Source organism: Noviluteimonas lactosilytica (assembly GCF_020866925.1).
GTDB lineage: Bacteria > Pseudomonadota > Gammaproteobacteria > Xanthomonadales > Xanthomonadaceae > Noviluteimonas > Noviluteimonas lactosilytica.
Window position 1 is genome coordinate 1,701,105 of sequence record NZ_JAJGAK010000001.1, and the last position, 12,856, is coordinate 1,713,960.

15 protein-coding genes are annotated in these 12,856 nt (G+C 67.5%); 7 read left to right on the plus strand and 8 right to left on the minus strand.

Annotated elements, in window-relative coordinates:
* Positions 1–62 precede the first annotated feature (62 nt).
* Genes LK996_RS08160 through LK996_RS08175 form a run of 4 tightly spaced genes read left to right on the plus strand, consistent with a single transcriptional unit; the run spans position 63 to position 4,101 of the window.
* The gene (locus tag LK996_RS08160) at positions 63–1,046 is read left to right on the plus strand and encodes a pyridoxal-phosphate dependent enzyme (protein WP_230526608.1); all 984 of its coding nucleotides are present in this window, start codon (positions 63–65) and stop codon (positions 1,044–1,046) included.
* The gene (locus LK996_RS08165; protein WP_230526609.1) at positions 1,043–1,480 is read left to right on the plus strand and encodes a ketosteroid isomerase-related protein; all 438 of its coding nucleotides are present in this window, start codon (positions 1,043–1,045) and stop codon (positions 1,478–1,480) included. The genes LK996_RS08160 and LK996_RS08165 overlap by 4 nt, the downstream gene beginning before the upstream one ends.
* A gap of 36 nt (positions 1,481–1,516) precedes the next feature.
* Positions 1,517–2,995, plus strand: coding sequence for an ArnT family glycosyltransferase (locus tag LK996_RS08170; protein WP_230526610.1), 1,479 nt, complete (start codon positions 1,517–1,519; stop codon positions 2,993–2,995).
* Positions 2,996–3,054: 59 nt separating this feature from the next.
* Positions 3,055–4,101: a class 1 fructose-bisphosphatase gene (locus LK996_RS08175; protein ID WP_230526611.1), complete on the plus strand. Its 1,047-nt coding sequence runs from the start codon at positions 3,055–3,057 to the stop codon at positions 4,099–4,101.
* Between the two features lies 1 nt (position 4,102).
* Here the strand turns inward: LK996_RS08175 and LK996_RS08180 are convergent, their stop codons facing one another.
* From LK996_RS08180 to LK996_RS08190, 3 genes are all read right to left on the minus strand, one after another.
* Complete coding sequence (locus LK996_RS08180) at positions 4,103–4,522, minus strand: response regulator (protein ID WP_230526612.1); 420 nt, start codon at positions 4,520–4,522, stop codon at positions 4,103–4,105.
* Entirely contained in the window at positions 4,519–5,241 is a 723-nt protein-coding gene (locus LK996_RS08185) for a sensor histidine kinase (protein WP_230526613.1), read from the minus strand. Before LK996_RS08185 ends, LK996_RS08180 begins: the two co-directional genes overlap by 4 nt.
* Positions 5,242–5,369: 128 nt before the next feature.
* Positions 5,370–6,476 carry a PA0069 family radical SAM protein gene (locus LK996_RS08190; protein WP_230526614.1) on the minus strand — a complete coding sequence of 369 codons (1,107 nt, stop codon included), beginning with the start codon at positions 6,474–6,476 and terminating at the stop codon, positions 5,370–5,372.
* A gap of 52 nt (positions 6,477–6,528) precedes the next feature.
* Here LK996_RS08190 and cls point away from each other — a divergent pair, with 52 nt between their 5' ends.
* The 3 genes from cls (at position 6,529) to LK996_RS08205 (ending at position 9,118) form a co-directional block, all read left to right on the plus strand.
* Positions 6,529–7,962 carry a cardiolipin synthase gene (cls, locus tag LK996_RS08195; RefSeq protein ID WP_230526615.1) on the plus strand — a complete coding sequence of 478 codons (1,434 nt, stop codon included), beginning with the start codon at positions 6,529–6,531 and terminating at the stop codon, positions 7,960–7,962.
* Positions 7,963–8,075: 113 nt separating this feature from the next.
* Positions 8,076–8,333: a hypothetical protein gene (locus LK996_RS08200; RefSeq protein WP_425493721.1), complete on the plus strand. Its 258-nt coding sequence runs from the start codon at positions 8,076–8,078 to the stop codon at positions 8,331–8,333.
* Positions 8,334–8,362: 29 nt separating this feature from the next.
* On the plus strand, positions 8,363–9,118 hold the full coding sequence (locus tag LK996_RS08205) for a pyridoxine 5'-phosphate synthase (protein ID WP_230526617.1): 756 nt from the start codon (positions 8,363–8,365) through the stop codon (positions 9,116–9,118).
* A 69-nt stretch (positions 9,119–9,187) separates the two neighbouring features.
* On the opposite strand, the gene LK996_RS08210 is transcribed toward LK996_RS08205, so the two are convergent.
* From LK996_RS08210 to LK996_RS08230, 5 genes are all read right to left on the minus strand, one after another.
* A complete protein-coding gene (locus tag LK996_RS08210; protein WP_230526618.1) occupies positions 9,188–9,607 on the minus strand; it encodes an ExbD/TolR family protein in 420 nt (139 codons plus the stop codon).
* Positions 9,608–9,627: 20 nt separating this feature from the next.
* A complete protein-coding gene (locus LK996_RS08215) occupies positions 9,628–10,053 on the minus strand; it encodes an ExbD/TolR family protein (RefSeq protein WP_230526619.1) in 426 nt (141 codons plus the stop codon).
* Between the two features lie 29 nt (positions 10,054–10,082).
* Positions 10,083–10,853: a MotA/TolQ/ExbB proton channel family protein gene (locus LK996_RS08220; protein WP_230526620.1), complete on the minus strand. Its 771-nt coding sequence runs from the start codon at positions 10,851–10,853 to the stop codon at positions 10,083–10,085.
* 51 nt (positions 10,854–10,904) lie between these two features.
* Positions 10,905–11,558, minus strand: coding sequence for an energy transducer TonB family protein (locus tag LK996_RS16635; RefSeq protein ID WP_305068722.1), 654 nt, complete (start codon positions 11,556–11,558; stop codon positions 10,905–10,907).
* A gap of 149 nt (positions 11,559–11,707) precedes the next feature.
* Positions 11,708–12,838: a tetratricopeptide repeat protein gene (locus LK996_RS08230; RefSeq protein WP_230526621.1), complete on the minus strand. Its 1,131-nt coding sequence runs from the start codon at positions 12,836–12,838 to the stop codon at positions 11,708–11,710.
* Positions 12,839–12,856: the final 18 nt, after the last annotated feature.

A 12,856-nucleotide genomic window follows, 5' to 3' on the forward strand; every position in this document is an offset into this window, starting at 1 on the left:
TTAATTGTCCGGCGAGTCGGTTGTACTCGCCGGACCGTTGGCGCTGCGTTTAGCATGCCTGCATGAATCCGCCAGCCCAAGCCTTGCCGGCGTTCGCCGACGTCCTCGCCGCCGCCGCGCGCATCGCGCCGCACGCCCACGCCACGCCGGTGTTGCGATCGCGAGCGCTCGACGCGCTCGCCGGCGCTACCGTCGCCTTCAAGGCCGAACACCTGCAGCGTGCGGGCGCGTTCAAGTTCCGCGGCGCGTGCAATGCAGTGTGGTCGCTCCCGGAAGACCAGGCCGCGCGCGGCGTGGTCACGCATTCGTCGGGCAACCATGGCGCCGCGCTCGCGCTTGCGGCGCGCACGCGCGGCATTGCGTGCCACGTCGTCGTGCCCGAAGGCGCGGTGAAGTCGAAGCTCGCGGCCATCGAAGCCTACGGCGCGACGCTGCACCACTGCGCACCCACCATTGCCGCGCGCGAAGCCGCGTGCGCACAGGTGCAACGCGACACCGGTGCGATCCTCGTGCATCCCTATACCGATGCGCGCGTGATCGCGGGCCAGGGCACCGCCGTGCTCGAACTGCTCAACCAGTGCGACGGTGCGCTCGACGCGGTGATCGTGCCCGTCGGTGGCGGCGGTCTCGCCTCGGGCACCGCGCTCGCCGTCGCCGCGATGGCGCCCAATGCGCGCCTGTTCCTCGCCGAGCCCGCGGGCGCCGCGGAAACCGCCGCGTCGCTCGAACAAGGCAGGCGCGTCACCGACTTCGTGCCCGACACGATCTGCGACGGCCTGCGCGGCACGCTCGGCGAACCCAACTTCGAACTGCTGCGCGCGCACGATGTGCAGACGCTCGTCGTGGACGACGCCGACACGATCGAAGCGATGCGCCTGCTGTGGTCGCGCCTGAAGCAGGTCATCGAACCCTCGTCCGCGACCGTCCTCGCTGCGCTGCTGCGCCATCGCGAACGTTTCGCCGGGCTGCGCGTCGGCGCGATCCTCTCCGGCGGCAACGTCGATCTCGACGCGATCGCCGCGCTGTTCGCGCAAGGCCGCGCGTGAGCGGACCCGGCGGTCCGCAGTCGCCGCAGGCGCGTGCGCTCGCGACGCTGCGCGCTTACTACGAAGCGCTCAATCGCCACGATCCCGCCGCCGCGGTCGCGCTCCTGACCGAGGACGTGGTGCACGAGCTCAACCAGGGGCCGCGCGAAGTCGGCAAGGCGGCGTTCCGCGAGTTCCTGCAGCGCATGGAGTACTGCTACAGCGAGCGACTGCACGACATCTTCATCCTGTGCTCGACCGACGGCACGCACGCCGCGGCCGAGTACATGGTCGAAGGCGAGTACATCGCCGACGACATCGGCATGCCGCCGTCCCACAATCAGAAATACCGCATGCCGGGCGCGGCATTCTTCGCCCTGCGGGACGGGCGCATCCAACGCGTCAGCGACCACTACAATCTGCAGGAGTGGTTCTCCCAGGTCGCCCAGGCCTGACCATCGCGCGGGGCGCGCGAGCGCAACGGAGTATTGATGGACCTCTTCCGCAAGCCCGCGACCTGGATCGCGATCCTCGCGCTGTTCCTCGGCCTGGCGTTGCTGGGGCATCGGGGCATCTGGGATCCGGACGAAGGGCGCTACACCAACGTCGCGCTCAACATGCTCGACAGCGGCGACTGGTTGAACCCGCGCCGCAACGAGGAAGTCGGGCACTGGACCAAGCCGCCGATGACGTACTGGACGATCGCCGCCGGCGTCGCGGTCTTCGGCGCGAATCCCTGGGCCGCGCGCCTGCCGTCGGCGCTGTCGTACCTGTTGTGCGTGTGGCTCGTGTGGCGCATGGCGAAACGCATGTCGCCGGGCGCCGAAGCGCCGGCCGCGCTCGCGTACGCGACGATGTTGCTGCCCGTCGGCACGGCGCACCTGATCACTGCCGATTACGTGCTCACCGCGTTTTCGACGCTCGCGATGCACGGCTTCGTGCAGGCGCGCTTCGGCGCCGAGCGACCGCGGTTGTGGATCGCGACGGTGTGGATCGGTTTCGCGCTCGCGTTCCTGACGAAGGGGCCGCCGGCGCTGCTGCCGATGCTCGCACTGGTCGCGTTCGACATCGCGTTGCGCGGACGCGGGCAGCATCGCGTGTTCGGACTGACGGGCGTCGTGTTGTTCGCGTTGCTCGCGTTGCCCTGGTACGTCGCGGTGATCCTGGATCACCCGGGCTTGTTCGAGTACTACATCGGCGACGAAGTCGTGAATCGCGTGACGACCAACGAGTTCGGTCGCCACGGCGAGTGGTACGGGTGGCTGCAGGTGTATGTGCCGACGCTGCTCATCGGCACGTTGCCGTGGACGCCGGCGCTGTTGCGCTGGGCGCGGCGCCTGCCGTCCGACCTGCGTCGCTGGTGGCGCGATCGCGCGCAACGCGACGCCGATGCGCCGTGGCTGATGCTCGCGTTGTGGGTGCTGCTGCCGCTGATCGTGTTCTGCCTCGCGCGTTCGCGCATGCCGCTGTACCTGTTGCCGTTGTTCGCGCCGCTGGCGTTGCTCATCGCGCTGCAGCGCCAGCGCGAAGGCAAGGGCCTGCCGAAGTGGCCGTGGCTCGCCGCGTGGGCAGTGTTCGTGGTCGGCCTGCAGGTCGCCGTCGGCTTCTGGCCGACGCACAAGGACGCGTCGAAGTGGGCCGACGAGATCCGCAGGCGCACCGGGGGCCGGCCGGTCCCCGAGGTCGTGTTCGTCGAGGACATGACGCGCTACGGCCTGCACGTGCACATGGGCACCGGCACGCACATCGAGAAGATCGCGCTGGAACCGCTGCCGCAGTCGCCGTTCGACCGGATCTACGACGAGCTGCTCGAGCAGGAGCTGGAGGAGCACGAGGACGGCGCGGTGTGGGTCGCGAAGGCCGCCAAGTTCCCGGAAATCCAGGCCCGTATCGAACGGCAGGGCTTCCACGTGCAGCCGCTTGGCGCGCCTTATGAGGGGCGGATGCTGTTTCGCGTGGTTCGCCCCTGAGCCCGCATGCCGCCCGGGTGGGCGACAATAGGCGACTTTCCCGCCTCTCGCCGCCCGCCATGCACGAGCCTGACAAGAACGGTTCCATCTCCCTCACCCGCTACCTCATCGAGGAGCAGCGCGCCGACCGCATCGGCGCCGACCTGCGCCTGCTGATCGAGGTCGTCGCGCGCGCATGCAAGTCGATCTCGGTGTCCGTCGGCAAGGGCGCGCTCGGCGGCGTGCTCGGCGAAGCGGGCAGCGGCAACATCCAGGGCGAAGCGCAGAAGAAGCTCGACGTCATCGCCAACGACGTGCTGCTCGAAGCCAACGCGTGGGGCGGCCATCTCGCCGCGTGCGCGTCGGAGGAAATGGATCACTCGATGCCGATCCCCGACGTGTATCCGCGCGGCAACTACCTGCTCCTGTTCGATCCCCTCGACGGCAGCAGCAACATCGACGTCAACGTGTCTGTCGGTACCATCTTCTCGGTGCTGCGTTGCCCCGACGGCGTGACGAACGCGCAGGACGAACACTTCCTGCAACCGGGCACCGCCCAGGTCGCCGCGGGCTACTGCATCTACGGGCCGAGCACGATGCTCGTGCTGACGATCGGCAATGGCACGCACGCGTTCACGCTCGATCGCGAGATGGGTTCGTTCGTCCTCACGCAGCGCGACATGCGCGTGCCGGCGTCGACCAAGGAATTCGCGATCAACATGTCGAACCAGCGCCACTGGGAACAGCCGATGCAGGACTACGTGCGCGACCTGCTCGCGGGCGAGACCGGTCCGCGCGGCAAGAACTTCAACATGCGCTGGATCGCGAGCATGGTGGCCGACGTGCATCGCATCCTCACCCGCGGCGGCATCTTCATCTATCCGTGGGACAAGAAGGACCCGACCAAGGTCGGCAAGCTGCGCCTGATGTACGAGGCCAATCCGATGAGCTATCTCATCGAACAGGCCGGCGGCGCATCGACCAACGGACGCATGCGCATGCTCGACGTCGCGCCGACGCAGCTGCACCAGCGCGTGCCGGTGTTCCTCGGTTCGCGCGAGGAAGTCGCCGCGGCAACCGAATACCACCTCAAGCACGACGCGCAGGCCAAGCCCGCGGTCGCATGAGTCAGTCGTCGCTTCGCGCGTCCAGCCACTGGGCGCGCAGGCGGCGCACGTCTTCGATGAAACGCACGAAGTCGACGGGCTTCTGCAGGTAGCTGTCGGCACCCGACGCGAAGCTCGCGTCGATGTCGGCGGGCTGGCCGCTGCTGCTCAGCGCGACGACGGGGAGATGGCGCGTCGCGGGGTTGGCGCGAATCGCGCGCATCACTTCGCGGCCGTCGAGTTTCGGCAGGTTGAGATCGATCAGGACGAGCGCGGGCAAGGTGCCCGCGTCGTTGCCGTGCGTGCGCAGCCAATCGAGCGCGAACGCACCATCGGGCGCGACGACGAGCGGATGGTCGATGCCGGCTTCGGCGAACGCGAGCCGCGTGAGCTCGACGTCGTCGAGGTTGTCTTCGATCAGCAGGACGGGGGCGAGCGTCATCGCGCCGTGTCTTCGTCGGGAAGCGTGAGCGATGCGACCGCGCCCTCGCCCGGTTGGCCTTCGATGCGCAGCGAACCGCCGTGGCGTTCGGCGATGCGCCGCGCGATCGCCAGGCCCATGCCGCAGCCGTCGACGTTCGTGCCCGCATGCAGGCGTTGGTAGGGTTCGCCGATCCGCGATGCGTGCGCGGGATCGAAGCCTTCGCCGCGGTCGTGGATGCGCACGGTGAGCCCTTCGGGCGTGCGTTGCGCGTCCACGCGGATCTCCACGGGGCGATCGGTTGGCGTGAAGTGCCACGCGTTGTGCAGCAATTCCTGCAACGCGGACTTCAGGAGGCGTTCGTCGCCGCGCGCATGCAGGTCGGGGGCGATGTCGACCCGGGCTTCGCGCTCGGGGTGGGCGTCGCGCAATTCGGCGATGCACCAGTCGGCAAGCAGCGAGAGATCGACGGGCTCGATGCGCATCGTCGCGCTGCCCGCCTGCAGCCAGGCCTGCATGCGCGACAGCAGGCGCGCCATGCGGGCGCTGGCGTCGCGGATGCGGCGCAGGTGGTCGCGGCCCTGTTCGTCGAGTTGCTCGCCGTGCTGGTCGAGCAGGTACGAGAAGCTTTCGATCGCGCGCAGCGGCGCGCGCAGGTCGTGCGAGAGGCCGAACGCGAGGACGGCGTGGTCGCGGCGCAGCGCGGCGCATTCTCGTTCGAGGTCTTCGGTGTCGTGCACGTTGGGGGACCGGGCGGCGACGATGGACGCAGTGTACGCAACCGGCCGCGCGTTGCGTGGCGACGCAGTCCGCAGGAACGCATCCGGGTTCGCGCGCCTTTGCGCGCGTTCTTCACGCCGCTTCGACGTCAGAACAACTCCGCCTGCGGCGACGGCTTGCGCGGCGGAACGAACCTGCTCGCATCCAGCGGCGGAAGCCGGCCGAAGCCCAGGCGCGCATGCACCTTGCGGAAGCGCTGCTGGAGCAGTTGCGCGAACGGACCTTCGCCGCGCATGCGCGTGCCGAATCGGCTGTCGTAGTCCTTGCCGCCACGCATCTGGCGGATCAGGCTCATCACGTGCGCGGCGCGCTCGGGGTAGTGCAGCTCCAGCCATTCCCGCCAGACTTCCTTCAACTCGTGCGGCAGGCGCAGCAGCGTGTAGCCGGCGGCGCGCGCGCCGTGGTCGTGCGCGGCTTCCAGGATGTGTTCGAGTTCGTGGTCGGTGATCATCGGGATCACCGGCGCGACCATCACGCCGACCGGCACGCCTGCGTCGGCCAGCGTGCGCATCGCACGCAGCTTGCCGTGCGGCGCGGTGGCGCGTGGTTCGAGCTTCGACGCGAGCCGGTTGTCGAGCGTGGTGACCGAGAAGTAGACCGTAACCAGATTGTCCTTCGCCATGCTTGCGAGCAGGTCGACGTCGCGCTCGATCAGGCCGCCCTTGGTGACGAAGCTCACCGGGTGCTTCGTCTCGGCGAGCACTTCGAGGATGTCGCGGGTGATGCGGTAGCGGCGTTCGATCGGCTGGTAGGCGTCGGTGTTGATGCCCAGCGCCATCGCTTCGGGAACGTAGCCGGGCTTCGCGAGTTCTTCGCGCAAGCGCTCGACCGCGTTGGTCTTCGCGAACAGGCGGGTTTCGAAATCGAGGCCGGGCGAGAGATCGAGGTACGCGTGCGACGGGCGCGCGAAGCAATAGACGCAACCGTGTTCGCAGCCGCGATAGGGATTGAGCGAGAGGTTGAAGCCGACGTCGGGCGAGTCGTTGCGCGTGAGGATGCTGCGCGCGCGCTCCTCGGTGACCTGGGTGTCGGGATGGGACGGCGTGGTTTCCATCGAGCCGTCGAGGCTCGCGTCGTAGACCGAGCCCCAGCCGTCGTCCTCGCCGTGGCGCACGGTCTTCTCGAACCGCCCCGTCACGCGCGAAGCGGCGCCTCGTCCCTTGATCGGTGCTGTTGCCTTGCGCGCGTCGTCCACGCGGCTAGGTTACGCTCCGCCGTCGCATGGCGTGCTACGGAACCTGAACTGCATGTTCGCTCCCCTGCTCGATGCCTGGCACGCGTTGTCGCAGATCCACGGCATCGGCCTGTGGTTGACGCTCGGGTGGCTGGCGTATCTGTTCGGCCTGGGCGGCTGGATCGTGTTGCAGAAGCGCGAGCCGGTGGCGACGCTGAGCTGGCTGCTCGGCCTCGCGTTGCTGCCGTACGTCGGTTTCATCATCTACCACTATCTCGGGCCGCAACGCATCGTGCGCCACCGCCTGCGGCGTGCGCGCACGAAGGCGCCGCAGTTGCCGGCCGCGACCGCGGACGACGTCATCGCGCGCGAGCTCTCGCGCATGGGCGTGTCGACCACGGGCCTGCCGCCGACCACCGCGCGCGACGTGCGCATGCTGATCGACGGCGGCGCGAAGTACACCGCGCTGCTGGAAGACATCGCCGCGGCGCGCGATTCGATCGACATGGAGTACTACATCTTCCTCGGCGATCGCACGGGCACGGCCGTGCGCGATGCGCTCATAGAACGTGCGCGTGCCGGCGTGCGCATCCGCCTGCTGGTGGATGCGGTGGGCTCGGGCAAGACGCCGCGTCGCTTCTTCGCGCCGCTGGTCGAAGCGGGCGGTCATGTCGCCTGGTTCCATCCGATGCGCTTCGGCCGCATCTGGCGACGGCCGTGGCTCAACCTGCGCACGCATCGCAAGATCGTCGTGATCGACGGGCACATCGCGTACACCGGGGGCATCAACGTCACCGACGAAGAGGACGAGCGCCTGCGGTCGGATGCGTATCGCGACCTGCACCTGCGGCTCGAGGGCCGCGTCGCGCGTTCGCTGCAACTCGTGTTCGCGGAAGACTGGGCGTATGCGACGGGGCAGCCGCCGGTGTTGCCGCCCGTGCCAGAAGAAGTCGAACCCGGCACGTGGGCGGTGCAGGTCGTGTCGTCTGGACCGGATTCGCATTGGGAGGCGATCCACCGCATGCATGTCGCGGCGATCCATTCCGCAACGCGACGCGTGTGGCTGACCACGCCCTATTTCGTGCCCGGCGAAGCGGCGATGCAGGCGCTGACCTCGGCCGCGCTCGGCGGGCTCGACGTTCGCCTGCTGGTGCCGAAGGTCAGCGACTCGCGCGTGGTCACGCTCGCGGCGCGTTCGTATTTCGACGAGTTGCTGGCTGCGGGCGTGCGCGTCTACGAATACATGCCGCGGTTGCTGCACAGCAAGACGCTGCTGGTCGACGACCACCTCGCGATCATCGGCAGCGCGAACTTCGACCATCGCAGCTTCCGCCTGAACTTCGAGGTCTCGCTGCTGTTCCACGACGCACGCCTGGCCAGCGAACTGGAACGCGTGATCGAGCTCGACCTCGCCCACTCGCCGCGTGTCCGCGAGGACCGGCCGAAGCCGTTGTGGAGTTGCCGGCTCCCCGAGGCGATCGCCCGCCTCGTCTCCCCGGTGCTTTGATTCGTCCGAGTGTGCGCGGCGTCCCGCCCGGCGGGGCGCGCGGCCGCCGGGCTTCGGCGTACACTCCGCCGCAACCAGTCGAAGTTCACCGGGGAACGCAGATGCATTGGCTGATGTTGGCGCTGGCGATCGGGGCATTCGCGATCGCATGGAACACCACCAACGCCCTGCTGATGGGCCTGTTCCTGGTGGTCGCCCTGATCCTCCTGCTGGGCTGGATCCTGGGCCTGTATTCGGCTCGCGTCGGCGCGCGTGCGCGCGACGAAACGGCGATGATCGATCCGATCGAGCTGCGCCGCATGCGCGAGCAGGCCGAGGCGCGCAAGGTCGCCGCGCAGCAGCAACAGTCCGGCGAGCCGCCCGCGCCGTGAGCGCGGTGCGCGCGCGGTAAGCTGCGCGCATGGCCACGGTCCTCAGCGTCAACGTCAACAAGATCGCGGTGCTGCGCAATTCGCGCGGCGGCACCGAACCCGATGTCGTGCAGGCCGCAAGCACCTGCCTCGACGCAGGCGCGCACGGGATCACCGTGCATCCGCGGCCCGACGCACGCCATATCCGCGCCGAAGACGTGTATGCGCTCGCGGTGCTGACGCAATCGCGCGGCGTGGAGTTCAATCTCGAAGGCAATCCGTTTGCGCCGCCGCGTGCGGGGTACCCGGGGTTCGCCGCGCTGTGTGCGGAAACGCGGCCTGCGCAGGCCACGCTCGTGCCGGATTCGGATGCACAGATCACGTCGGACCATGGGTTCGATTTCTCCGGCGATCTCGGCTTGCTGCGCGAGCGCATCGCGGAGCTGCGTGCGTTGGGCTGTCGCGTGAGCCTGTTCGTCGATGCGGGCTGTCCCGATGTCGAGCGCGCCGCCGAGGTCGGGGCGCAGCGCATCGAGTTGTATACCGGGCCTTACGCGGAAGCGTTTGCGCAGGGCGATCCGAGCGCTGCGATCGCGGCCTGTGCGGACACTGCGCGTCGCGCGCACGCCGTCGGAATGGGCGTCAACGCGGGACACGATCTGAGTGATGCGAACCTGCCGGCGTTCCTGCGCGGTGTGCCGGACGTGCTCGAAGTGTCGATCGGCCACGCGTTGATCGGCGATGCGTTGTATCGCGGGCTCGATGCGACGGTGAAGCGCTACCTCGACGCGATCGCGCGCGCATAAAAAAACGCCGCCCGGAGGCGGCGTTTCAACAGACGTTGGTAAGCGTGTTGCGTAATGCTTGGTATTGCGTCAGCCCTGCTTCTGGACGAAACCGATCTTGATCATGCCTGCGTTCTTCGCGGAGGCGAGGACCTTGGCCAGGATGCCGTAATCGGCGTCCGGGCTCGTGTCGATTTCCAGCTGCGGCTGGTTGGTCGGGTCGCGCTGGACTTCGACTTCCATCAGGTTCTGCAGCGCCGAGACCGGCTGCGCGGCTTCGTTCCAGTAGACCTGGCCCGAGGCGTCGATGCGCAGCGAGATCGGCGGCGGCGGTTCCTTCGTCTGCGGCGGAGGATTGAGCGACTTCTGCGGCAGGTCGATGTCGATCGGATAGGAGAGGGTCGGTGCCGTCACCATGAAGATGATCAGCAGCACCAGCATCACGTCGACGAGCGGCGTGACGTTGATGTCGGCCATCGGGCCGCTACCGCCACCGGAACTGAATGCCATGGTTCTTTACTCCTAAGGGCTCAGGGCCGTTCTTTCTCGGCCACGAAGCCGACCTTGCGCATGCCCTGGTTCTGGGCGACCTGCACCACTTCCTGGACGACGCGGTACTTGGTCGTCCGGTCCCCGCGCACATTGATGGCCGGTTGCGGGGTCTTCTGGGCTTCGACCGAGAGGCGGCTCTCGATCTGGTCCTTGGTGATGGGCTGGTCGTTCCAGAACAGGTTGCCCTCTTCCGTGACCGCGATCGTGATGGGCTGCACCACGATCGGCTTGTCTCGGTCGAGATGTTCGAGCGTCGCCTGCGGAAGGTCGACCTTGACCTTATGGGACATCAGCGGCGCGGTGATCATGAAGATGATCAGCAGGACGAGCATGACGTCGACGAGCGGCGTCACGTTGATCTCGGCCATGGGGCCGCCACTGTCATTGCCGGTACTGAAGGCCATGGGGGAACTCCGTCAGGTGGTTCGACTGCTTAGCGCTTCGACGGGATTTCGCCGACGCGCGAACCCGTGGCGAAGAAGTCGTGCAGGTCGTGCGCGAAGGTGTCGAACTTGCTGTTCGTGACGCGGTTCAGGCGGACGAAGAAGTTGTACGCCAGCACCGCCGGGATCGCGACGAACAGACCGACCGCGGTCATGATCAGCGCTTCACCCACCGGGCCCGCGACCGCGTCGATCGACGCCTGGCCGGTGGCACCGATCTTGATCAGCGCGCCGTAGATGCCCCAAACGGTACCGAGCAGGCCGACGAACGGCGCGGTCGAACCGACGGTGGCGAGCACGGTCAGGCCGTTCTCGAGGCGCGAGGATTCGCGGGTCACGCCCTGGCGCAGCGCGCGGTCGACGAACTCCGAGCGATTCAGCGACTCGACGAGGCGCGAGCCTTCGTGACGCTGGTGGTGCGCGGCGGCCTGGGCGGCGTCGAGCGCGATCTTCGAGAACGGCTCGGCCTTGTTCTGCTCTTCCATGAAGCGGATCGCGTCCTGCGCGTTCGGGGTTTCCCAGAACGTGGTGACGACGCGGTCGGCGCTGCCACGGATACGGACGTTCTTGATCAGGTTGATCACGATCCAGTACCACGACATGGCCGACATGATGATCAGCGTGGCGGCGACGACGAGCTGGACGATGTAATCGCCCGGGTTGCTCAGCATTTCGCGCGCCAGGTGGTCGACGCCCATTTGCTTCAGCGCGTCGGCGTTGCTCCCGGTCGCGGCAACGGCGTTGGTGGTTTCCTGCAGCATGACGCTTACCTTCTGTCTGGAAAGAATGGAGTAGCTAAGGGAAGAAAAAAGTTATTGCTTGAGGTCGAGCGGCAAGATGCCGGCACCGGGCTGGCCCGGACACATCTTGATGCGCTTGGCCCAGTTCACGGCCGCACGGTCTACGTTGCGGTCGCGGCTCGACTGGGCGACGGAAACGTCAGTGACGGAACCGTCCGCGGTGAAGGTGATGTTCAGGCGCATCTGGCCGGTAATGCGGGCGCGGCCAACGGCGCTCGCGAGCTGGCCCTGCGGCGGCATGACGCAGATGCTGGCACGGAGGTCGTTCATGTCGCGCGCCGGACCCTGCGGGGCGGCGGGCGGTGCCGGCGGCGCCGGAGGCGGTGCCTGCACGTCGACCGGCGACGGTTCGTCGAAGACGACCGGCGGTTCTTCCGGCGGCGGCGGCAGCGGGCTCGGCTTCGGCACGGTCTGCGGCTTCAGCACGATCTGCTTGGGCGGTTCCGGCGGCGGCGGCGGCGGCGGCGGCGGGGGCGGCGGCGGCTTGATGAAGTTGACCAGGGTCACTTCTTCTTCTTCCACCTGTGCGCCCGGGGGCGCCACCGGCATGAGCAGCAGCATGAGTGCCGCGACATGCAGGGCGATCACGAAGGAGATACCGACAATGCGAGGCCAGTTCAAGGACTGGCGCAGGGTGCTGTCGGGATGCGGCAGTGTTTCCGTCATGCGCAAGGCTCGGGGGGTGGGACACCCGACGCTTTCAACGCGCCGGAGCTGCAATGCAGGCCGCTCTTGTTAAGCGGCCGCGGGAATTTCCAAGCATATACCAATCCCGCGGCCGTACACCAATGTCTTGGCCGCGGGATGTGATGGCGTTAGTCGGCGAGGATTTCTTTCGCTTCCTGCGGCTTCTTGATGCCCTTGTCGAGCGCCTTCTGGGCGGCGGCCTTCGCTTCGGCCGTCTTGCCCTGCGCGCGCAGGATCTTCGCGACGTTGAGGTAGGGCTCGCCGTCGGCGGACATCGGAGCGGCCTTTTCGTACCAGCCGATGGCGTCCATGTCGCTGCCGTTGTAGTAGGCGTTCTGGCCCAGCAGTGAGTACGCGCGGGCGAGGTCCGGGCCCTGCTTCAGGATGCCCTTCTGCGCGCCTTCGGTGATCACCTTCTCCGCGTCCTTGAAGCGCTCGGCGTTGAGGTAGTTCGAATACAGCACGCGCAGCTCTTTTTCTTCCGTGAGCATGCCGCGGTTGTAGCCGTCTTCGAGCAGCTTGGTCGCCTTGTCGTCTTCGCCGGCCGCCTGGTAGGAGGAGACGGCGTTGAGCAGCGCGCTCTTGTCGTTCGGGTTCTTCGCGAGCTGCGCTTCGAACGTCTTGGCCGCTTCGTCGCCCTTGCCGGTGCTGGCGAGCAACTGTGCGCGCAACTGCTGGTATTCCGGCTTGTCGGCCTTGGTTTCGTTGAGGAAGCGATCGAGCGTGGCGAGCGCCTGCTCGTTCTGCTTCAGCGTGTACTGGATGGCGGCGAGGTTGTACATCGCCGTGTAGTGGTTGTTGTTGTCCAGGCCGTCGGCGGCGATGGCCTTGGAGAAGAAATCGGCGGCCTTGGCGTCGTCGTTCATTTCGTTCGCCGAAGCGCCGGCGAGCTGGTAGGCGAACGACTTCTCGTACGCGCTGGCGTCGGACGCGGCGGCGACCTGGTCGGCGCGCGCGATCACGCTCGCGTAGTCCTGCTTCTCGTACGAGGCCTGCATTTCCTGCAGGGCCTTGAGGTTCTTGCCCTTCGCTTCGGCGTCCGGCGACTTGCGCGTGGCGTTCGGCCACATCGTCTGCGCGTCTTCCTGCTTCGCCTTCGCGTCGTCCTTTTCCTTGCCGAGTTCCTTCATGCGCTTCGCGCGCTGTTCTCGCATCGAGGTCGATCCAACTTCCTGCGCGAACGACGGCGCGACGACGGAGAAACCGATGATGGCGCACACCGCGAGGGCGAGCGGGGACAGCTTGGTCGTGATGTTCATGGGGGTGTTCCTCATCGG